The organism is Hymenobacter sp. 5516J-16, assembly GCF_022919335.1.
Lineage (GTDB): Bacteria > Bacteroidota > Bacteroidia > Cytophagales > Hymenobacteraceae > Hymenobacter > Hymenobacter sublimis.
Genome location: NZ_CP095058.1, coordinates 1,616,668 through 1,636,587 on the forward strand (window position 1 = coordinate 1,616,668; position 19,920 = coordinate 1,636,587).

Genomic DNA, 19,920 nt, shown 5'->3' on the forward strand with positions numbered 1-19,920 from the left:
TTTCTTACCGCCTGCTACCCAGTTCCAGTTATAACAAGGAAAAAAGTCGAAGCAGAGAAACGGCCCGGACTGCCGGGCCGTTCCAAAAATTACTTCGAGTACAACTCGACGATGAGCTGTTCCGTGATTTTCTCCGGAATCAGTTCGCGCGAAGGGGCGCTGATGAACTTGCCCACCAGTTCCTTGCCATCCCACTCCAGCCACGAGAAAGCGCGGGCGTTGCGGGCGCTCAGGCTCGTCGTAATAGCCTCCAGCGACTTAGATTTTTCACGCACGGCAACAACGTCGCCAGCACGCAGACGGTACGAAGCGATGTTCACTACCTCTCCGTTAACAGTGATGTGCTTATGCAGAACGAGCTGACGAGCAGCACGGCGCGTAGGGGCAATGCCCAGACGGTATACCGTGTTATCCAAACGCGACTCCAGCAAAGCCAGCAGGTTGTCACCGGTGATACCGGGCAGGGTAGCTGCTTTGTGGAACAAGTTCTCGAATTGCTTTTCCAGTACGCCGTACATGTACTTCACTTTCTGCTTCTCCATCAGCTGGACAGCGTACTCGCTTTGCTTCTTACGACGACCACGGCCATGCTGGCCGGGGGGTATGCTTTCTTGGTGAGTGCCTTGCTCGGGCCGAAGATCGGCTCATTGAAGCGACGGGCAATCTTGGTTTTAGGACCAGTATAACGTGCCATTTCAGGTTTGTTGAGTTGAGTGGGGGTTGAACTGCGCGTGTCGGGCTTCGGAGGCGCTCCTTGCAGGGGAGTAAAGGCGCATCAGAAACCCGACACCGGTGGCTAGCTTACGCCAGCCTGTCCAAGTAATTAAACGCGACGACGTTTGGGAGGACGGCAGCCATTGTGGGGCAGCGGCGTCACGTCCTTAATGGTCGTCACTTCAATACCCACGTTACCCAGCGTACGAATAGCCGACTCACGGCCAGCGCCCGGACCCTTCACGAACACTTCAGCTTTGCGCAGACCTAGGTCGTGCGCAACTTTTCCGCAGTCCGTAGCAGCCATCTGAGCTGCGTAAGGGGTGTTCTTCTTAGAACCCCGGAAACCCATTTTACCAGCCGAAGCCCAGGAAATGACCTGGCCGTTGTTGTTGGTAATGGAGATGATGATGTTGTTGAACGAGGCCTTGATGTGTACCTGACCTACGGGTTCTACAACGACAACGCGCTTTTTGGCTTTGTCTTTTCTTTTTTGTGCCATTTGGTTATCGCGAAATACTGCGGAAGGTGTTGAAGCCCGCCTCTAACAAAAGAAGCTGGGCTTCGATTCCCGCTACAGATTATTTAGTAGCCTTTTTCTTGCCAGCAACGGTCTTCCGCTTACCCTTGCGGGTACGGGAGTTGTTCTTGGTACGCTGACCACGAACCGGCAGACCTTTGCGGTGACGCAAACCCCGGTAGCAACCGATGTCCATCAGGCGCTTAATGTTCAACTGCACTTCTGAGCGCAGCACACCTTCGGTCTTATACTCAGCGGCAATCACGCCGCGGATTTCGCCCGCCTCAGCTTCAGTCCAATCTTTCACCTTTTTATTCAGGTCAACGCCTGCTTTGGTGAGGATCTGCTGAGCAGAAGGGCGGCCAATGCCGAAAATGTAGGTCAGCGCGATTTCGCCGCGCTTGTTGTCTGGGATGTCTACCCCTGCAATACGAGCCATGTGCTTTCTTAAAAAGTCTGGTGCTACTAGCCCTGACGCTGCTTATAGCGTGGGTTCTTTTTGTTGATCACGTAGAGCTTGCCTTTGCGGCGGATGATTTTGCAATCAACGCTACGCTTTTTAACCGAAGTTTTGACTTTCATGTCGTCGGGTTATTTGTAACGGTACACAATTCGTCCCTTCGATAAATCGTAGGGCGACATTTCCAACTTTACCTTATCTCCCGGCAGAATCTTGATGTAGTGCATCCGCATCTTGCCCGAAATATGGGCAATCAACTGGTGACCGTTCTCCAGCTCCACACGGAACATGGCATTGGATAGGGCTTCCAGGATAACACCGTCCTGCTCAATGGAAGTTTGTTTTGCCATAAGGCTACTGTAAGGCTTTTTCTATGTATTCGAAGGAGGTAAGTATTTCCGCCTTGTCTTTACGAACAACCACGGTATGCTCAAAATGGGCCGATGGTTTCAAATCCTTGGTCCGGATAGTCCAGCCATCCTTCTCCTGAATTATGCTCTTCGTACCTAAATTCACCATTGGTTCAATGGCCATAACCAAGCCCGTTTGCAGCTTCAGTCCTGATCCACGCTTACCATAGTTCGGAACATCAGGCCGCTCGTGTAGCTTCTTGCCAATGCCATGACCGACTAGTTCTCGTACAACGCCATAGCCCTGTTTCTCAACGTGGCTCTGAATTGCGTAGCTGACGTCACCCATTCGGTTACCAGCCACTGCTTGCTCGATACCGAGATACAATGACTTTTTGGTTTCCTCCAACAGCTTAGTTACTTCCGGCGCTACCTCCCCGATTGGGTAAGTATATGCACTATCCGCGTGGTACCCGTTAAGCAAGACTCCGCAGTCAATCGACACGACATCCCCGCTTTTCAGCATGTAGTCGCCTGGAAAACCATGCACTACTACCGAGTTAGGCGAGATACAAAGGCTGTACTCAAATCCATTATACCCTTTGAAGGAAGGATGTCCGCCATGGTCCCGAATGAATTCCTCCGCGCGCTGATCCAGCTGACGTGTTGTAATTCCTTCCTGGATCATACTGGCCACTTCTCCGTGGGCCTGAGCCAGCACTTTCGCACTAGCTCGCATGAACTCAATTTCTTCCTCAGTCTTGTAAAAGATCATCTTACGAAGCGAGGGCAATATTTTGCGAGCGGCCCCGAACCTTACCGGTTTTCATCATGCCGTCATAATGACGCATGAGCAGATAACTTTTCACTTGGTTCATAGTATCCAGCACTACACCTACCATAATGATGAGTGAGGTACCACCATAGAACTGAGCAAAAGGACGCGTTACGCCTGCTACAGTAGCCAACGAAGGCAGAATAGCAATAACCGCTAGCGCCACTGCACCAGGCAAGGTAATTCGAGTTAGCACCTCATCAATGTACTCTGAAGTATCACGACCAGGCTTAACCCCCGGAATGAAACCGCCACTGCGCTTCAGATCATCCGCAATTTGATTGGGGTTAACGCTGATAGCAGTGTAGAAATACGTGAAGATGATGATGAGCAAGCCGAATACTACGTTGTATACCCAGTGATTCGGCTGAAACCAAGTACCAATGAGGGTAGCCGTATCACTGTTCTTATTCCAAGCAGAAGCAGCAATAGCAGGCACAAACATCAGCGACTGAGCAAAGATGATTGGCATTACTCCGGCTGCATTTACCTTCATCGGAATATACTGGCGTTGTGAGCTAAGTGTAGCCGCACCGCCTACCTGTTTGGCATACTGAACTGGTATTTGGCGTACAGCCTGCGTGAGGATGATAACCGCCATAACGACTAGGAACAGCACTACTAGCTCGATCAGGAAAACTAGTGAACCCCGCATGGTGCGAGCCGTAGCTTCACCGATCAGAGCGCCTGGAAGCCGCGATACAATCCCGATCATAATGATCATGGAAATACCGTTGCCTATTCCCTTATCGGTAATTTTCTCACCAAGCCACATGCAAAACAGCGTACCTGCTGTCACAATCATGGCTGTAGAGACGGTAAAGAAGACACCGGGATTTACGATGGCCTCTGCATTGATCGTAGCAATAAAGCCAACTGACTGTAGGGCTACAATAGGGATAGTAAGAATGCGCGTGTACTGGTTGATCTTCTTACGTCCGGACTCGCCTTCCTTCTGTAGTTTCTGGAAGTAAGGCACGGCAATAGTTAGCAATTGCAGTACAATTGACGCCGAAATATAGGGCATAATGCCCAGCGCGAAAATTGACGCATGGCTGAAGGCGCCCCGAGCAGGGTATCTAAAATACCCAATACTCCGGTAGCGCCTCCTTGGGTAAGCCGAGTCGGATCGACGCCGGGTAGCACCACATAAGAACCCAGCCGGTAGATGGCAATGAAAAAAAGCGTATTGAAGATCCGCGTGCGCAGATCTTCAATTTTAAAAACTTCCTTTATCGACTCGATAAGTTTTTTCATTGCTTCTTAAACGCTACAGCGTTACAGCTTTGCCACCAGCCTTCTCAATGGCTTCAACAGCCGACTTAGAGAAAGCATGAGCATGGACTTCCAAAGCCTGGGTGATTTCACCACGGCCCAGAACTTTGATCTTGGCGTTTTTCGAAGCCAAACCAGCATTCACAAAGAAAGCAGCATCCAAAGTAGTAATGCCATTCTCAGTGAGGGCAGCCAGCACGTCAAGGTTGACGGCTTTGTACTCAACACGGTTGATGTTCTTGAAACCGAACTTCGGTACCCGGCGCTGCAAAGGCATTTGACCGCCTTCAAAGCCCGATTTTTTAGAGTAACCCGAACGGGACTTGGCACCTTTGTGACCGCGCGTCGAGGTGCCGCCACGGCCGGAACCCGTACCACGACCGATACGCTTTACATTGCGTGTGGAGCCAGCGGCGGGTTGGAGATTGCTGAGATTCATTTTCGGGAGATTCCTAGAGTTCGGTTACTTCCAACAGGTGCTGTACGGCGTGAATCATGCCAGCTACCTGGGGCGTATTTTCTACTGCCTTGGTGCTGCCGATCTTGCCAAGGCCCAGGGCCTTTACAGTGCGCTTTTGACGCTCGGGGCGGTCAATAACGCTCTTTACAAGTTTGATTTGGATCTGTGCCATCTGCTCTTAGCCGTTAAAAACTTGGGAGAGAGTAATGCCACGCTGCTGAGCAATCTGCATGGGGTCACGCATTTTCAACAGGGCGTCAAAAGTAGCCTTTACCACGTTGTGGGGGTTAGACGAACCTTTCGACTTAGCGAGTACGTCTTTGATACCGGCGCTTTCGAACACGGCGCGCATAGCACCGCCTGCAATTACACCCGTACCAGCAGCAGCTGGCTGTACCAGCACGAAACCACCCGAGTACTTACCTTCCATTACGTGAGGAACCGTGTGCTTATACAGCGGAACCTTCACCAGGTTTTTCTTCGCGTCGTCAATGCCTTTGGCAATGGCGTCAGTTACTTCGTTGGCTTTACCTAAGCCATAGCCTACGGTGCCATTGCCGTCGCCTACTACCACGATGGCTGAGAAGCTAAAGCGACGACCGCCTTTCACTACTTTGGCTACGCGGTTGATAGCAACCACTTTCTCTTTCAGATCAGAGTCGCCGGTGCGGGACTGCTGTTCGTTGTTACGATCATTGCCGCGACGGTCATTGCCACCACCACGACGGTCATTGCCACCGCCGCGGTTATCGCCGCTACCACCACGAGGGCCGTTGTTAAATTCTGCCATGATGATTTAGAAATTGAGGCCGCCTTCGCGGGCTCCTTCTGCCAATGATTTTACGCGGCCGTGGTAGAGGTAACCGGAACGGTCAAATACCACTTTCGAAATTCCTTTTCCTGTAGCACGGGCAGCAAGTTCTTTGCCGACTGCGGCAGCGAGGGCGACTCCGTTGCCCCCTTCCACCGATACGTGCTTCGAGGAAGCAGACGCCAGCGTGTGACCAGTTGTATCGTCAATAATCTGAGCATAAATGCCCGTATTGCTACGAAATACCGACAAACGCGGACGCTCGGACGTGCCAGACACTTTAGTGCGGATGATGCGCTGGATCCGTTTTCTTCTAGTTGCTTTATCGAAAGCCATGGTGTGATGTTATTTCGAAGCTGTTTTACCAGCCTTACGACGAATCTGCTCACCCACGAAGCGCACGCCTTTGCCTTTGTAGGGCTCAACTTTGCGCAACGAGCGAATCTTAGCGGCTACTTGGCCCAGCAGTTGCTTGTCAATGCTGGTCAGCGTAACGATAGGGTTCTTACCCTTCTCAGTTACAGCCGTAGCTGTTACCTCCTTGGGCAGAGCCAGGAAGATATTGTGCGAGTAACCCAGCGACAGTTCGAGGGTAGTACCAGCCATAGCGGCTTTGTAACCTACACCTACTAGCTCCAACTTCTCTTCTAAACCGTTGCTAACACCGTTAACAGCGTTATTCAGCAAAGAGCGGTAGAGGCCGTGCATGGCCTTGTGACGCTTCTGTTCAGTGGGGCGGGTCACTACCAGCTGACCATCTTCGGTAGCTACGGTAATGTCGCGGTCAACCGGAACAGTCAGGGTACCCTTAGGGCCCTTCACGGTTACCGTGTTTTCGTTGCTCACTTCAACCTGCACGTTGGCGGGCAGGCTGATGGGCAGTTTACCAATGCGTGACATAGTCTCGTTTTCCTTTCAGATTAGTAGACGTAGCACAGCACTTCGCCGCCCACGTTCTCGGCTTTCGCCTCTTTCTCCGTCATTACGCCCTTCGACGTCGACAGAATCGCAATACCCAAACCGCTCAATACACGGGGCAGGTTCTCCACATGGGCGTACTGACGCAGACCCGGTGTGCTGATGCGCTCCAACTTCGTGATGGCGGGCTTTTTGGTAGCCGGATTGTACTTCAGCGCGATTTTGATCGTGCCTTGTACTGCGGCATCATCAAAACGGTAGCTCTGAATGTAGCCCTTTTTGTAGAGCACTTTCGTTATCTCCTTTTTGATGTTGCTGGCCGGGATTTCTACTACCCGGTGGTTTGCCTTGATGGCATTGCGCACCCGGGTCAGGTAGTCGGCAATTGGATCTGTGTTCATTCGATTATGAAAATGAAGCGCCCATTTTTAGGGAGCCGCAAAGATATGAAAATTTCGCCGCCACGGAAAGAGGCGACGAAATTTTCGGTTAAGACTACTCGGCTCGGCTTATTGAGGCTCGGCCAATGGTTTCTTTCGGCAACCTGCCAAATAATAATGCCTTACAGAAAGCTCTGGTTTGGCGGTGGGAACAGCGGTACTACCAGCTGGACTTAGTCACGCCGGGAATTTTGCCGGCGAGGGCCATTTCGCGGAAACGTACGCGGCTGATGCCGAACTTACGCATATAACCACGGGGACGGCCATCAATTTTGTCGCGGTTGTGCAGACGCACGGGCGAGGCATTGCGGGGCAGCTTGTCCAAACCTTCGTAGTCGCCAGCCTCTTTTAGAGCCTTGCGCTTCTCGGCGTAACGGGCCACGGTAGCAATACGCTTCCGCTCCCGTGCTTTCATTGATTCCTTAGCCATTGTTCTGTTTCTTGGCGTTAGCGAACGGCATTCCGAAGGCGCGCAACAGCTCGTAGCTCTGCTCGTCGTTTTCAGCCGTCGTTACGAAGGTAATATCCATACCGGAAATCGATTTGATTTTGTCAATCGAAATTTCGGGGAAGATAATCTGCTCCTTGATGCCCAGGGTATAGTTACCACGGCCATCGAAGCCTTTGTCGTTGATGCCTTTGAAGTCACGAACGCGGGGCAGAGCCACGGTCAGCAGACGATCCAGGAATTCGTACATCTGGTTGCCACGCAGGGTAACACGGGCGCCAATAGGCATACCTTCGCGTAGCTTGAAGTTCGATACAGAACGCTTAGCAATGGTAGCAACGGCTTTCTGACCAGTGATGGTCGTCAGCTCATCTACACCGTTATCCACCAGCTTCTTGTCAGCTACTGCTGAACCAATGCCACGGTTGATGCAGATCTTGGTAATGCGCGGTACCTGCATGATGCTCTTGAACTGGAATTTCTCCTGGAGCGCCGGTACTACTTCTTTTTGATATTTATCTTTCAGTCGAGCCATGGTCGTAGAGCAGATTAGGCGTTGGTCGATTCAACGCGCTTCACGTTGCTCACGTGAATCGGTGCCTCGATCTTGGTGATGCCGCCCTGGGGGTTCTTCGCACTAGGTTTGTTGTGCTTGGTTGCCAAGTTCAGGCCTTCCACGATAACACGCTGCGTCGAACGGTTCACCGATTTAATTACACCGGTTTTGCCTTTCTCGTCGCCGGAAATCACCAGAACGGTGTCACCAGTTTTCACGTGCAGTTTCGCGGGCGTTTCTTTCGTTTTCGTTGCCATTGCTTAGAGAACTTCAGGAGCTAGCGAAACAATCTTCATGAACTGCTTTTCGCGCAGTTCGCGGGCCACGGGGCCGAAGATGCGAGTACCGCGGGGCTCGTCGTTATTGTTGAGCAGTACAGCGGCGTTGTCATCGAAGCGGATATACGAACCGTCCTTACGACGGATTTCCTTCTTCGTGCGAACTACTACTGCCTTCGAAACAGCACCTTTCTTGGCGTTGCCGGAAGGAATAGCCGACTTAATTGCCACTACAATCTTGTCGCCTACACTGGCGTATTTCTTGCCCGTGCCACCGAGGACACGAATGCAGAGAACTTCTTTGGCGCCGCTGTTATCAGCGACGGTCAGACGGGATTCTTGCTGTATCATCTTACTTGGCGCGTTCTACGATTTCTACCAGTCTCCAGCGTTTGTTCTTGCTCAACGGACGGGTCGACATGATACGAACCGTATCACCTTCGCCGCATTCGTTATTTTCGTCGTGAGCCATAAACTTGGTCGACTTGGTAACGAACTTACCGTAGATTGGGTGCTTCATTTTGCTTTCTACCATCACCGTAATGGACTTGTCCATTTTGGAGGAGGTAACGCGCCCGATGATTTCTTTGCGCAGGTTCCGCTCCGTGGCGGCCGTTGCCTGCTGTTCTTCGTTGCTTGCCATCGTTAGTTAGCAGAGTTAGTAGCCTGCTCGTTCTCGCGACGCTTCAACTCGGTCAGCAGACGGGCGACATTTTTGCGGGCTTGCTTCAGACGAATCGGGTTTTCCAGAGGCGAGATGGCATGCGCGAAACGCATGTTCTGACCGTTGGTCTGCTCCGTCTTGATTTGGTTTTTGAGGTCCTCAATAGAGAGGGCGCGGATATCGGCGTTCTTCATCTTTTAAGCTTCTTGATAGTCGCGACGAACAACAAACGAGGTACGTACTGGCAGCTTCTGAGCCGCCAGACGCAGCGACTCCTGCGCTACTTCCAGCGAAACGCCGTCGGATTCGAACAGAATGGTACCGGGCTTCACTACGGCTACCCAATATTCGGGTGAACCTTTACCCTTACCCATCCGAACCTCAGCGGGCTTCTTGGTGATTGGCTTATCCGGGAAAATGCGGATCCATACTTGACCTTCGCGTTTCATGGCGCGGGTCATGGCGATACGAGCAGCCTCAATCTGGCGAGCCGTAATCCATGCCTGTTCCAGCGACTTGATAGCGAACGAACCGAAGTCAATGGAGCTGCCGCGGTGGGCTAAGCCATGCACGCGACCCTTTTGCATCTTGCGATACTTGGTCCTTTTCGGTTGTAACATGAGTTATCTAGAATTGAAATTCGAGAGAAAAGAAAAAGGCTAGCGACGGGGAGCACCACCGCCCTGGCCACCGCGGTTCTGACCACCTGGGCCACCACCACGACGCTGGCCACCAGCACCCTGACCGCCACCCCGGTTGTCACCGCCACGGCCTTCGCCACCACGGTCATTCCGGTCACGACGCGGGCCACGGTCACCGCCACGGTCGCCACGCTCACCGCGTGGGCCACGGTCGTTGCCACGGCTCTCGCCACCCTGACCACCAGCGGGCTGCTGGTTTGGAGAGAGGTCGGGCTTGCCGAACACTTCACCACGCATTACCCATACTTTGATGCCGATTTTGCCATACACCGTCTGAGCTTCAGACAAAGCATAGTCAATGTCAGCGCGCAGGGTGTGCAGCGGGGTACGGCCTTCTTTGTACTGCTCGGAGCGAGCAATTTCAGCGCCGCCCAGACGGCCACCGCACTGAATCTTGATGCCTTCGGCACCAACGCGCAGAGCAGCCTGAATTGCCATTTTCATAGCGCGACGGAACGAGATACGAGCCTGGAGCTGCTGAGCAATGCTCTCACCCACCAGCTTAGCGTCGAGTTCCGGACGCTTAATCTCGAAGATGTTGATCTGAACGTCTTTGCCAGTAATCTGCTTCAGTTCGTCCTTGATCTTATCAACCTCAGCGCCACCTTTACCAATTACTACACCCGGACGGGCCGTGTTGATGGTAATAGTTACGCGCTTCAGCGTGCGCTCGATTACGATGCGGCTGATGCCACCTTTCGGGATACGAGCGTTGATGTATTTGCGGATTTTTTCGTCCTCAACCAGCTTGTCGGCAAAGTCCTTGCCACCGTACCAGTTCGAGTCCCATCCTTTGATGACGCCCAGACGGAAGCCAACCGGATTTACTTTCTGTCCCATAGTGCTTATGCGGTGGCCTGAGCCGTGGTTTCGGTGGATTTCTTAGCCGAGCTACGACGGGTAGTCTTAGGTTTGGCTTCAACGTTAGCATCGGTGCTTTTCGTTTCAGCAGCCTGCTTGGCGGCAGCTTTGCTACCCAGCGGTTCTACTTTCGAATCAATCACCAGCGTCACGTGGTTGCTACGCTTGCGGATGCGGTGGCCACGGCCCTGGGGGCAGGGCGCAGGCGCTTCAGCTGACGTCCTTCGTCCACGAAAATCTCCTTGATATAGAGATTAGCATCTTCAATGCGCTCGTCCTCGTTCTTCTGCTGCCAGTTGGCCAGAGCCGACAGGAGCAGTTTTTCAACGCGGGCAGCACCGGAGTTAGCCTCGAATTTCAGCAGGCCGAGGGCACGGGTTACTTTCTGACCGCGCACCAGGTTGGCCACCAAGCGCATTTTGCGCGGCGAGGTGGGCACATTACGGAGTTTAGCTACTGCTTCCATCTTAGCGCTTGCCTTTATCTTTCTTGGCAATGTGGCCGCGGAAGTTACGGGTCGGAGCAAACTCACCGAGTTTGTGTCCTACCATGTTCTCCGTCACATATACCGGGATGAACTTATTGCCGTTGTGAACGGCGAAGGTGTGGCCAACGAAATCAGGCGAAATCATCGAGCGGCGCGACCAGGTCTTCACCACCGACTTTTTGCCGGACTCATCCATTGCCGTTACTTTCTTCTCGAGCCGGAAGTCAATGTACGGCCCTTTTTTTAGTGAACGTGCCATTGCTTACTTCTTGCCTTTGCGGTTAACGATGAGCTGCTCGGAGTACTTGTTCTTGTTCCGGGTCTTCTGGCCTTTCGAGAAGATACCGTTACGGCTGCGTGGGTGACCACCCGACGACTTACCTTCACCACCACCCATGGGGTGATCGACAGGGTTCATAGCGACACCACGAACGCGCGGACGACGACCCAACCAACGGTTACGACCAGCTTTGCCGAGGCGTACGTTCATGTGGTCACCATTCGAAACGGTACCAACCGTAGCCATGCAGGTAACCAGTACCATGCGCATTTCGCCGGAGGGCAATTTCAGGGTGGCGTACTTGTCTTCGCGGGCAACCAGCTGAGCGTACGTACCAGCCGAACGAGCCATAGCAGCACCGTTGCCGGGCATCAGCTCAATGTTGTGGACGATAGTACCCAGCGGAATCTCGCGCAGGGGAAGGGCGTTGCCTACTTCCGGAGCTACACCCGTACCCGATACTACAGTAGCACCTACGGTCAAGCCAGCAGGAGCAATGATGTAGCGCTTCTCGCCGTCAGCGTACTGCAGCAAAGCAATACGGGCGGTGCGGTTGGGGTCGTACTCAATCGTCTTCACCGTGGCGGGCACAACAGCCTTGTCACGCTTGAAGTCGATGATACGGTACTTGGCTTTGTGACCACCGCCGATGTAGCGGTTGGACATTTTGCCCGAGTTGTTACGGCCACCGGAGTTTTTGAGGGGTGCCAACAGCGACTTCTCCGGCGTCGACGCGGTAATTTCGTCGAAGGCCGGGGCGATGCGGAAGCGCTGACCCGGTGATGTTGGTCTTAGTTTCTTGAGTGCCATTACTCTTGTTTAAGGAAAATGCTTGGCAGGAGGCAGACTTAGAGGCTGCTGTAGAAGTCGATAACGTCGCCTTCTTTCACGGTCACGATGGCTTTCTTGCCATGAGCGCGACGGCCGGAAACGGCGCCGCCTTTCGTGAACTTCGATTTCACTTTGCCGATGGTGCGGATCGTGCTGATGCCCGTTACCGTTACCCCGTACAGTTGCTCAATCTCTTTTTTGATCTGAACCTTGTTCGCTTCGCGCGTAACTTCAAAGGCATACTGGCCTTTTTCGTTCAGAGCCGTGGCCTTCTCGGTCACGATGGGCTTCTTCAGGATGCTCATTACTCAGCAGTGGTATAGAGTTGTTCCAATGCCGTCAGGCCATCCTCCGACAGCAGCAGCGTGTCGGTGTTCAGCAGGTCGTGGGTGTTGAGAGCCACCGGGGTAGCTACGCTCACGCGCTGGATGTTGCGGGCCGACAGCACCACGTTTTTATCAACCGAACCGGTTACCAGCAGAGTCTTCTTGCCGTTGTTCAGCTTCAGACCGTTCAGGATGTTTAGAAACTCCTTGGTCTTTGGAGCCGATAGGCTGATGTTCTCTACCAGGGCTACCTTGCCATCTTTGGCCAGGCTCGAAAGAGCCGACAGACGAGCAAGACGCTTGGTTTTCTTGTTCAGCTTGAAGCCGTAGTCGCGAGGCTCAGGACCGAAAATACGGCCACCACCCACGAATACACCCGACTTCATGGAGCCGGCACGAGCACCACCGGTGCCTTTTTGCTTCTTCAGCTTCTTGGTAGTGCCGTGCACTTCGTTACGCTGTTTCGACTTGTGCGTGCCCTGGCGCTGGTTAGCCAAGTACTGCTTCACGTCGAGGTACATCACGTGCTCGTTCGGCTCCAGACCGAAGATGGCGTCAGACAGGGTAACCTTGCGGCCGGTGTCTTCGCCTTTGATGTTATATACTGACAGTTCCATTTGCTAGGTTATTTTTCCAGGACCACGAAAGAGTTCTTGGCACCGGGAACCGAGCCGCTCACCACGATGAGGTTCTTGTCGGCTACAATGCGCATTACCTTCAGGTTCTGCACTTTCACCCGGTCGTTGCCCATGCGGCCACCCATGCGCATTCCTTTGAATACGCGCGAAGGCCAGGAGCAAGCACCGATAGAACCGGGGTGACGACCACGGTTGTGCTGGCCGTGCGTTTGGCCACCAACACCAGCAAAGTTGTAGCGCTTTACAACGCCCTGGAAACCTTTACCTTTTGAGGTACCTACTACGTCAACGAATTCGCCTTCCTCGAAGAGGGTAGCGTCGATGGTAGCGCCGGCAGCAAAGGTGCCAGCCTCGTCGGTGCGGAACTCAACGAGTTTTTTCTTGGGGTGGTTCCGGCTTTCGCGAAGTGACCAGCCAGTGCTTTGGTGGTATTCTTCGCCTTTTTCTCGCCGTAGCCGAGCTGGATGGCCGTGTAGCCGTCCGTTTCGATGGTCTTAACCTGCGTCACTACGCACGGACCCGCCTCAATGAGCGTGCAGGGAATGTTCTTCCCGTCCGGAGTGAAGAGGCTTGTCATACCGATTTTCTTACCGATGATGCCAGGCATTCTGTTGGTTTTTAAAAAAGACACACTTGAAAACGCCCAAGTGGCGTTTTCGGAAATGGAGTGCAAAGCTAGGAAATTGTTATCTGATAATCTAACCCCGTTCTGAAATATTTTCAGTACCACGTAGTTAGCCTCCCTCCTATTGGGTTGTCCTGATCTTCAATGAGTTTTGAAAGGACTATCTACATTGAGTATCAAACGGCAGTTGCCTTTACACGTCACTATAAACTTATAGCGTAAAGCTTGAGCTGCGGTATAATCCAAAAACACTTAAAGTCTGGTAACATTAGCTAGCTAAGCAGGTCTCCATTCGCTTTCCTGGGTTGCAATGGGCTTGCTGCCTTCCAAGGCTAGCAACAAGAAGAATAAGGCGAATGCAAGCCCTATCTGAGTTTCCAGTGTGTATTCGACCAGAAAAGACAAGGTTACAATAAGATACTGCGCTAATAGAAGTGGGGCATAACGAGGCCAAATGCACAAGCCCGCATAATAGAACCCAATTATGAATAGTAGTAGCCCAACCACCCCAAAAGCAACTGTTGAGTACAAGTATTGATTATGGGGCTGGATATACGAAGCAGCTTGAATCGTGGGAAACTCTTGCTGGTACCGGGTTGCCATCTCATCTGCTATATCGGCCTTTCCCACTCCTACCCATAAGTTATCCTGAATTACTTTCAGCGCTACCTTATAGGAATACACCCGCCCCACCAAGGAGTAATTGTTGGCAGAAGCCGTATTCTCAACCCGTCCCACATCCTCTTTAGTATTGGTAGACTTATTCCGGAAGGTCGGAAAGCAGATGTAGCTGATAACGGGTAGCAGGATAAGACCTATTGCTACTGCTGCCGCTTGCCGGTACTTCTTTCGTTGAATAATCAACCACAAGCAGACTACCCCTCCCAGGAAGTAAAAGGTTATCAGTCCGCTACGCACGGCTAGCATGTGCTGGTACAGCGCTAAGGCTACTAGAGCAGTAATCAGGCCTACGCGAGCCGTACGCTTTAGGCTTCCATGAACTATCAATCCTGCCCCGGCTGCAATAGCAAGGGTAATGATAAGACTAAACCTAATGTGGTCAGGTTCCGTGGGCATCACCTTGGAGTGCAGATATAACTCGTTGATCTGCTCAAAATGCGCTAAGTAGTTACCAGTGCTCAACAGCGCAGCCACTAGCGTTACAACAATGAAAGTTAGCCACAGCTTGCGCAGGTAGCTTGCTGGCAAGGGAGGTAACAGCCAAAAACCAATAGGTAGAATCAGGAAGGGTAACTGCAAAACCAAGTCACGCTGGTAGTCGCCCATATTGTCTGGGGAAGTCAGCCAGCCAGAGCCCAGATGAACCACATAAACCAGCAGAAAGGCCCCGTATGCGCCGGTGTTACTTCGGCTATATTCTGTTCTATGCAGGCCATAGCATAGAAGCCCAGTCAGTAGAATGCCAGCCATCCCAATGCTGGGCAGAATACGAAAGAAGGTACTCGTAAACAGCCCTACAATGATGCAAGCGCAAAAGAAGGTAGCAGCTATCAGTAGCCGGTGAAGGGTTAGGACAGATCCCAGGGAAGAAGTCATGCAACACAATACTGAACACAGGGGGCTCTATTTGCAAAAATAGAGCAAGCTCCGCCATACAGCGGAGCTTTTACCGTAGGCACAAGTTGCATCGATAAAAAACAAAACACCCCACTGGCTTCAAAAACCAGTGGGGTGTTTTGTTTAAGCAGCTAGGAAATCAGTCCTCAGACTTTGATTTCAACGTCAACGCCGCTGGGCAGTTCCAGCTTCATCAGGGCGTCTACCGTCTTCGACGAAGTCGAGTAGATGTCTACGAGGCGCTTGTAGGTGCAGAGCTGGAATTGCTCACGCGACTTCTTGTTCACGTGGGGCGAACGAAGAACAGTGAATTTTTCCTTGTCGGTCGGCAATGGAATGGGGCCGCTTACGATAGCGCCCGTAGCCTTCACCGCCTTCACAATCTTCTCCGACGATTTGTCCACCAAGTTGTGGTCGTAGGATTTGAGTTTGATGCGAATCTTCTGGTTCATGTCTATTGAATGAAAGCGGTATTAGCGAATGGCGTTACCCTTTTGCTTGGCAATGATGCCTTCAGCAAGGTTAGTAGGCACCTGGTCGTAGTGCGAGAACGTCAGCGAGGCAGAAGCACGGCCCGACGAGATGGTACGCAGCGACGTTACGTAGCCAAACAGCTCCGACAGCGGAACGTCAGCCTTGATAACGTTGGCACCACCTTTTGTGTCCATGCCCTTCATGATGCCACGACGACGGTTCAGGTCACCCGTTACCGAGCCGGTGTACTCATCCGGCGAAACTACCTCTACGGCCATGATGGGCTCGAGCAGCTTCGGACCGGCTTGCTTGCCAGCTTCGCGGAAACCACCACGGGCAGCGAGTTCGAACGACAGGGCATCCGAGTCAACGTCGTGGTAGGAACCGAAAAACAGACGCACACGCATACCCTCAATGGGGAAGCCTGCCAGCGGACCGTTCTTCATAGCTTCTTCGAAACCTTTCTGAACCGGGGCAATGAATTCGCGAGGAATAACACCACCGGTGATGTCATTCACGAACTCCAAGCCGGGTTTCTCTGGATCGGTTAGTTTCGGACCGAGTTCGAATACGATGTCACCGAATTTACCACGACCACCCGTCTGCTTCTTGTAGGTTTCGCGGTGCTCGACCGTTTTGGTCAGCACTTCTTTGTACGCTACCTGCGGAGCACCCTGGTTGATTTCAACCTTGAACTCCCGACGCATCCGGTCGATGATGATTTCGAGGTGAAGCTCACCCATGCCTTTCAGTACGGTCTGGCCCGTCTCGGGGTCAGTCTGCACCACCAGGGTAGGATCTTCTTCCACAAGCTTGGCAATAGCCATACCCATCTTATCTACGTCAGCCTGAGTTTTGGGCTCAATAGCGTAACCGATAACGGGCTCGGGGAAGGACATCGACTCCAGTACTACGCGCGACTTCTCGTCGGTCAGCGTGTCACCGGTCTTGATGTCTTTGAAGCCCACGCCGGCAGCAATGTCACCAGCCTGGATTTTGTCGATGGGGTTCTGCTTGTTGGAGTGCATCTGCATCAGGCGCGAGATACGCTCCTTCTTGCCGGTGCGGTTGTTGAACACGTACGAACCAGCGTCGAGCTGACCGCTGTAGCAACGGAAGAAGCACAGACGGCCTACGAACGGGTCAGTAGCAATTTTGAACGCCAGCGCGGTGAAAGGCTCGTCGTTGTCGGGGTGACGCTCGATTTCCTCGCCAGTGTCGGGGTTAGTACCCACTACGGCGGGCATATCCAGCGGCGACGGCAGGTAGGCCATAACGGCATCCAGCATCGACTGCACACCCTTGTTTTTGAAGGCTGAGCCGCACATTACCGGCGAGAACTTCATGTCGATAACCGCTTTGCGGATTACCACCATCATTTCTTCGCGGGTGATGGAGTCCGGATCGTCGAAGAATTTTTCCATCAACGTATCGTCGTACTCAGCTACGCTTTCCACGAGCTTCTCACGCCACTCGGCTACCGTGTCCACGAGGTCTTCGGGAACCGGGATTTCCTTGTAGGTTTTGCCCTGGGTTTCGTCGTCCCACACAATGGCTTTGCCCGTCAGCAGGTCAACTACACCTTTGAAGGTGTCTTCAGCGCCAATTGGGATTTGCAGCGGCACGGGCGTAGCACCCAGCTTCTCCTTAATCTCATTAACGGCTTTGAAGAAGTCAGCGCCGGCACGGTCCATCTTATTGACGAAGCAGATGCGGGGCACTTTGTATTTGTCAGCCTGACGCCAAACGGTTTCCGACTGCGGCTCCACGCCCGAAACGGCGCAGAACAGAGCTACGGCACCGTCCAGAACACGCAGCGAACGTTCCACCTCTACGGTGAAGTCCACGTGACCGGGAGTGTCGATCAGGTTGATTTTGTATTGCTTGGTCTCCGGAGTCGGGTCGCCCTGTACCGTGGGGTAGTTCCAGAAGGTAGTAGTAGCAGCCGACGTGATGGTGATACCACGCTCCTGCTCCTGCTCCATCCAGTCCATCGTGGCAGCACCTTCGTGCACTTCCCGATTTTGTGGGTTTTACCGGTGTAGTAGAGAATGCGCTCCGACGTGGTGGTCTTACCGGCGTCGATGTGCGCCATAATCCCGATGTTCCGGAGGTATTGCAGATCTTTATTAACAGCCATGTTTTTGTGTTGGGGTCTTAGGGTCTTAGGGTCTTAGGGTCTTGGTTATCGTTCAGCTAGCTTATTCAAACTCTTGAACAAAAAACCAAGACCCTAAGACCCTAAGACCCCAACAACTAATTAGAAGCGGAAGTGCGAGAAAGCCTTGTTGGCTTCTGCCATCCGGTGCGTGTCGTCCTTTTTCTTCACGGCAGCACCTTCACCTTTGGCGGCGGCAATGATTTCGCCAGCCAGCTTGTCCTTCATGGTTTTCTCACCACGACGACGAGCATATTGAATCAGCCACTTCGAGCCAACAGCAATACGACGGTCCGGACGAACCTCGGTGGGCACCTGGAAGGTAGCACCACCTACGCGGCGGCTCTTCACCTCCACGGTCGGCATTACGTTGTTGAGGGCTTTGCGCCACATCTCCAGGCCGCTTTCCTTGGTGCGCTGCTCAACCAGTTCGCAGGCATCGTAGAAAATGGTGTAGGCCAGGTTTTTCTTCCCGTCGTACATCATGTAGTTGACGAAACGGGTTACCAGCGTCTCCTTGAACTTAGGGTCGGGCAGGAGGATGCGCTTTTTCGGTTTTGACTTTCTCATGGGTGTAGAAATGAGCGTGGGTAGCGAGCAGTGGGATAAGAACCATGTGCTATCCGGCACTGGGCACTACCGTACTCGTATTCAATTACTTTTTCTTGCCGGGTGCGGGTTTGCCACCTTTGCCTGCTGCGGCAGCCTGGCCGGGCTTCGGACGCTTGGCGCCGTACTTGGAGCGGCGCTGCAGACGGCCGTTTACACCGGCGGTGTCAAGAGCGCCACGGATAATGTGGTAACGCACACCGGGAAGGTCTTTCACGCGACCACCACGGATCAGCACGATGCTGTGCTCCTGCAGGTTGTGGCCTTCACCAGGGATGTAGGCGTTAACTTCTTTGCCGTTGGTCAGGCGCACGCGGGCAACTTTACGCATAGCCGAGTTCGGCTTCTTAGGCGTGGTGGTGTACACACGGGTGCAAACGCCACGGCGCTGCGGGCACGAGTCAAGGGCCGGCGACTTCGACTTGGTCGTCAGCTTCTCGCGGCCTTTTCGTACTAACTGGTTGATAGTAGGCATCTACGGTATGTTTTGTCAAGGAGGGTTCTCTCCCAAAAATTAGGCTTGCAAAGGTATAGAAGTTGCCCGGAAATAGCAAACGGGTTGAAAGAGTTAATTTTAGGGAAACCACTGCCGGGTTTTCTCTCGCTTTGAAACCTACTTTTGGTAACCACTAGCGCCGAGCCCGGAGCTTTGCGGCCAAGGCCCTTACCTTTCCTACTTCCCACTATACTTCCAATGCCGGCAGCTGCCACCGGCGCCCCGTGAGCTTGCGCAGGGTGCGCTGCCAGCCCGGCAGGTTGCGATAGGCCAACTCTTGCTCATGTAGCGCGGGTAGGTTCAACTGGTGTAGTCGCCGCAGCAACTCGTCCGAGCCTTGACCGGCATACGTGGCGAAGACATGAGTAATGGCGGGCCGAGCTTCTTTCAGATTCCAATAGTGCCATAAAAAGGCGGGCACATCGGCAATGGGCCCTTCGGCGGCCAAGCGCAGGCTGAAGGCCAGCTGCTCCATCATGTGTTTGTTGTAAGTGGCGTAGAGCTGCTCGGCCAGTGTCATCACCTCCCGCAAGAGGTAGGCCTTGTCACTGCGCAAGGCAATAACGCCGGAGTTGAACAGCTCGGTTTCGGGAGTTACTCGGAACGCCTTGCCGCCTACCTCCCACTGGTGCCCTCGCAGGTGCCGGTACACTTTACGGCTTAGCGTGTTGCCAGTAATCAAACGTCCTTCGTTCTGGTGCATAAAGAACTGTCCGGCCTCTATGGCAGCGAACAAAGGGATAGGACTTTGGCGCCAGATAGTGTCTGTGTCCAGGAAAAGCAGATTGCCGGGATAATGCGCAGCAGCGTGTTCCAGTACGCCAATTTTGAGTAGGTAAACCTTATTAGCCGCGCCGCGCCACGTCTGCCACTGCTCGGACGCTACGGTTGGATACTGAATAGCCGGCCGGTCGCCGAGCACTTGCCGGAACGCGGTAGCGTCATCCGTGTACACCAGAATCTGCGTCTCCGGCTGGGGGTAGGCTCTTGCTGGTAATAAGACAAGATGCTGTAGAGCGCCTCGTTTCGAATATCAACGGAGCCAAAAGCCAGATAAATCAGAGAGTTCATAGCGCAAAGATAACGGCCTAGCCAGGATGGAGCAGGTAAGCTTGAAATTGGACATA

General features: G+C 53.1%; 29 protein-coding genes and 5 pseudogenes. All 34 read right to left on the minus strand.

Annotated features, from left to right (window positions below):
- Positions 1 to 89: 89 nt before the first annotated feature.
- Positions 90 to 694, minus strand: a pseudogene (gene rpsD / locus MUN84_RS07915) (30S ribosomal protein S4).
- A gap of 129 nt (positions 695 to 823) precedes the next feature.
- Positions 824 to 1,216, minus strand: coding sequence for a 30S ribosomal protein S11 (rpsK, locus tag MUN84_RS07920; RefSeq protein ID WP_110977283.1), 393 nt, complete (start codon positions 1,214 to 1,216; stop codon positions 824 to 826).
- Between the two features lie 79 nt (positions 1,217 to 1,295).
- Positions 1,296 to 1,673 (minus strand): 30S ribosomal protein S13, encoded by a 378-nt coding sequence (rpsM, locus tag MUN84_RS07925; RefSeq protein ID WP_045688471.1) that lies wholly within the window; start codon positions 1,671 to 1,673, stop codon positions 1,296 to 1,298.
- Between the two features lie 26 nt (positions 1,674 to 1,699).
- Entirely contained in the window at positions 1,700 to 1,816 is a 117-nt protein-coding gene (rpmJ, locus tag MUN84_RS07930; protein ID WP_044003233.1) for a 50S ribosomal protein L36, read from the minus strand.
- A 9-nt stretch (positions 1,817 to 1,825) separates the two neighbouring features.
- The gene (gene infA, locus MUN84_RS07935) at positions 1,826 to 2,044 is read right to left on the minus strand and encodes a translation initiation factor IF-1 (protein ID WP_022822146.1); all 219 of its coding nucleotides are present in this window, start codon (positions 2,042 to 2,044) and stop codon (positions 1,826 to 1,828) included.
- Between the two features lie 4 nt (positions 2,045 to 2,048).
- Entirely contained in the window at positions 2,049 to 2,819 is a 771-nt protein-coding gene (gene map / locus MUN84_RS07940) for a type I methionyl aminopeptidase (protein WP_244697377.1), read from the minus strand.
- Position 2,820: 1 nt separating this feature from the next.
- Positions 2,821 to 4,136: pseudogene (gene secY / locus MUN84_RS07945) on the minus strand (preprotein translocase subunit SecY).
- Positions 4,137 to 4,149: 13 nt separating this feature from the next.
- Positions 4,150 to 4,593, minus strand: coding sequence for a 50S ribosomal protein L15 (rplO, locus tag MUN84_RS07950; RefSeq protein WP_244697378.1), 444 nt, complete (start codon positions 4,591 to 4,593; stop codon positions 4,150 to 4,152).
- Positions 4,594 to 4,606: 13 nt separating this feature from the next.
- Positions 4,607 to 4,786 carry a 50S ribosomal protein L30 gene (gene rpmD, locus MUN84_RS07955; RefSeq protein ID WP_188556046.1) on the minus strand — a complete coding sequence of 60 codons (180 nt, stop codon included), beginning with the start codon at positions 4,784 to 4,786 and terminating at the stop codon, positions 4,607 to 4,609.
- Between the two features lie 6 nt (positions 4,787 to 4,792).
- Positions 4,793 to 5,404 carry a 30S ribosomal protein S5 gene (gene rpsE / locus MUN84_RS07960; protein WP_244697379.1) on the minus strand — a complete coding sequence of 204 codons (612 nt, stop codon included), beginning with the start codon at positions 5,402 to 5,404 and terminating at the stop codon, positions 4,793 to 4,795.
- A 6-nt stretch (positions 5,405 to 5,410) separates the two neighbouring features.
- Positions 5,411 to 5,761, minus strand: a complete 351-nt coding sequence (gene rplR, locus MUN84_RS07965) for a 50S ribosomal protein L18 (protein ID WP_188556045.1) — start codon at positions 5,759 to 5,761, stop codon at positions 5,411 to 5,413.
- 9 nt (positions 5,762 to 5,770) lie between these two features.
- The gene (gene rplF / locus MUN84_RS07970) at positions 5,771 to 6,325 is read right to left on the minus strand and encodes a 50S ribosomal protein L6 (protein WP_188556044.1); all 555 of its coding nucleotides are present in this window, start codon (positions 6,323 to 6,325) and stop codon (positions 5,771 to 5,773) included.
- Positions 6,326 to 6,345: 20 nt separating this feature from the next.
- Positions 6,346 to 6,744, minus strand: coding sequence for a 30S ribosomal protein S8 (gene rpsH, locus MUN84_RS07975; RefSeq protein WP_045688463.1), 399 nt, complete (start codon positions 6,742 to 6,744; stop codon positions 6,346 to 6,348).
- Positions 6,745 to 6,943: 199 nt separating this feature from the next.
- Complete coding sequence (gene rpsN, locus MUN84_RS07980; RefSeq protein ID WP_088462455.1) at positions 6,944 to 7,213, minus strand: 30S ribosomal protein S14; 270 nt, start codon at positions 7,211 to 7,213, stop codon at positions 6,944 to 6,946.
- Positions 7,206 to 7,766 (minus strand): 50S ribosomal protein L5, encoded by a 561-nt coding sequence (gene rplE / locus MUN84_RS07985; RefSeq protein ID WP_188556043.1) that lies wholly within the window; start codon positions 7,764 to 7,766, stop codon positions 7,206 to 7,208. Before rplE ends, rpsN begins: the two co-directional genes overlap by 8 nt.
- Positions 7,767 to 7,780: 14 nt before the next feature.
- Positions 7,781 to 8,044 carry a 50S ribosomal protein L24 gene (gene rplX, locus MUN84_RS07990; RefSeq protein WP_244697381.1) on the minus strand — a complete coding sequence of 88 codons (264 nt, stop codon included), beginning with the start codon at positions 8,042 to 8,044 and terminating at the stop codon, positions 7,781 to 7,783.
- A 3-nt stretch (positions 8,045 to 8,047) separates the two neighbouring features.
- Positions 8,048 to 8,416 carry a 50S ribosomal protein L14 gene (rplN, locus tag MUN84_RS07995; RefSeq protein ID WP_045688459.1) on the minus strand — a complete coding sequence of 123 codons (369 nt, stop codon included), beginning with the start codon at positions 8,414 to 8,416 and terminating at the stop codon, positions 8,048 to 8,050.
- Between the two features lies 1 nt (position 8,417).
- Positions 8,418 to 8,708, minus strand: a complete 291-nt coding sequence (gene rpsQ, locus MUN84_RS08000) for a 30S ribosomal protein S17 (RefSeq protein ID WP_188556042.1) — start codon at positions 8,706 to 8,708, stop codon at positions 8,418 to 8,420.
- Between the two features lie 2 nt (positions 8,709 to 8,710).
- On the minus strand, positions 8,711 to 8,923 hold the full coding sequence (gene rpmC, locus MUN84_RS08005) for a 50S ribosomal protein L29 (protein WP_244697382.1): 213 nt from the start codon (positions 8,921 to 8,923) through the stop codon (positions 8,711 to 8,713).
- A 3-nt stretch (positions 8,924 to 8,926) separates the two neighbouring features.
- A complete protein-coding gene (gene rplP / locus MUN84_RS08010) occupies positions 8,927 to 9,349 on the minus strand; it encodes a 50S ribosomal protein L16 (protein ID WP_045688456.1) in 423 nt (140 codons plus the stop codon).
- Between the two features lie 39 nt (positions 9,350 to 9,388).
- Positions 9,389 to 10,270, minus strand: a complete 882-nt coding sequence (gene rpsC, locus MUN84_RS08015) for a 30S ribosomal protein S3 (RefSeq protein ID WP_244697383.1) — start codon at positions 10,268 to 10,270, stop codon at positions 9,389 to 9,391.
- A gap of 5 nt (positions 10,271 to 10,275) precedes the next feature.
- Positions 10,276 to 10,434: a hypothetical protein gene (locus MUN84_RS08020; RefSeq protein WP_244699121.1), complete on the minus strand. Its 159-nt coding sequence runs from the start codon at positions 10,432 to 10,434 to the stop codon at positions 10,276 to 10,278.
- Positions 10,420 to 10,757 (minus strand): annotated as a pseudogene (rplV, locus tag MUN84_RS08025) (50S ribosomal protein L22); the annotation flags it as partial. The pseudogene rplV and the gene MUN84_RS08020, both read right to left, overlap by 15 nt.
- A 1-nt stretch (position 10,758) precedes the next feature.
- The gene (rpsS, locus tag MUN84_RS08030; protein ID WP_044003251.1) at positions 10,759 to 11,037 is read right to left on the minus strand and encodes a 30S ribosomal protein S19; all 279 of its coding nucleotides are present in this window, start codon (positions 11,035 to 11,037) and stop codon (positions 10,759 to 10,761) included.
- A gap of 3 nt (positions 11,038 to 11,040) precedes the next feature.
- On the minus strand, positions 11,041 to 11,868 hold the full coding sequence (gene rplB, locus MUN84_RS08035) for a 50S ribosomal protein L2 (protein ID WP_244697384.1): 828 nt from the start codon (positions 11,866 to 11,868) through the stop codon (positions 11,041 to 11,043).
- A gap of 38 nt (positions 11,869 to 11,906) precedes the next feature.
- Positions 11,907 to 12,194, minus strand: a complete 288-nt coding sequence (gene rplW, locus MUN84_RS08040) for a 50S ribosomal protein L23 (RefSeq protein WP_188556037.1) — start codon at positions 12,192 to 12,194, stop codon at positions 11,907 to 11,909.
- Positions 12,194 to 12,832, minus strand: coding sequence for a 50S ribosomal protein L4 (rplD, locus tag MUN84_RS08045; protein ID WP_244697386.1), 639 nt, complete (start codon positions 12,830 to 12,832; stop codon positions 12,194 to 12,196). Before rplD ends, rplW begins: the two co-directional genes overlap by 1 nt.
- A gap of 8 nt (positions 12,833 to 12,840) precedes the next feature.
- Positions 12,841 to 13,460, minus strand: a pseudogene (gene rplC / locus MUN84_RS08050) (50S ribosomal protein L3).
- Positions 13,461 to 13,754: 294 nt separating this feature from the next.
- On the minus strand, positions 13,755 to 14,909 hold the full coding sequence (locus MUN84_RS08055; protein WP_244697388.1) for an O-antigen ligase family protein: 1,155 nt from the start codon (positions 14,907 to 14,909) through the stop codon (positions 13,755 to 13,757).
- 293 nt (positions 14,910 to 15,202) lie between these two features.
- Positions 15,203 to 15,508, minus strand: a complete 306-nt coding sequence (gene rpsJ / locus MUN84_RS08060; protein ID WP_022822123.1) for a 30S ribosomal protein S10 — start codon at positions 15,506 to 15,508, stop codon at positions 15,203 to 15,205.
- Positions 15,509 to 15,529: 21 nt separating this feature from the next.
- A pseudogene (gene fusA / locus MUN84_RS08065) lies at positions 15,530 to 17,670 on the minus strand (elongation factor G).
- A gap of 120 nt (positions 17,671 to 17,790) precedes the next feature.
- Complete coding sequence (gene rpsG / locus MUN84_RS08070) at positions 17,791 to 18,258, minus strand: 30S ribosomal protein S7 (RefSeq protein WP_110976705.1); 468 nt, start codon at positions 18,256 to 18,258, stop codon at positions 17,791 to 17,793.
- Positions 18,259 to 18,343: 85 nt separating this feature from the next.
- Positions 18,344 to 18,772 (minus strand): 30S ribosomal protein S12, encoded by a 429-nt coding sequence (rpsL, locus tag MUN84_RS08075; protein WP_045688446.1) that lies wholly within the window; start codon positions 18,770 to 18,772, stop codon positions 18,344 to 18,346.
- A gap of 208 nt (positions 18,773 to 18,980) precedes the next feature.
- Positions 18,981 to 19,748 (minus strand): hypothetical protein, encoded by a 768-nt coding sequence (locus MUN84_RS08080; RefSeq protein ID WP_244697389.1) that lies wholly within the window; start codon positions 19,746 to 19,748, stop codon positions 18,981 to 18,983.
- Between the last annotated feature and the right edge of the window lie 172 nt (positions 19,749 to 19,920).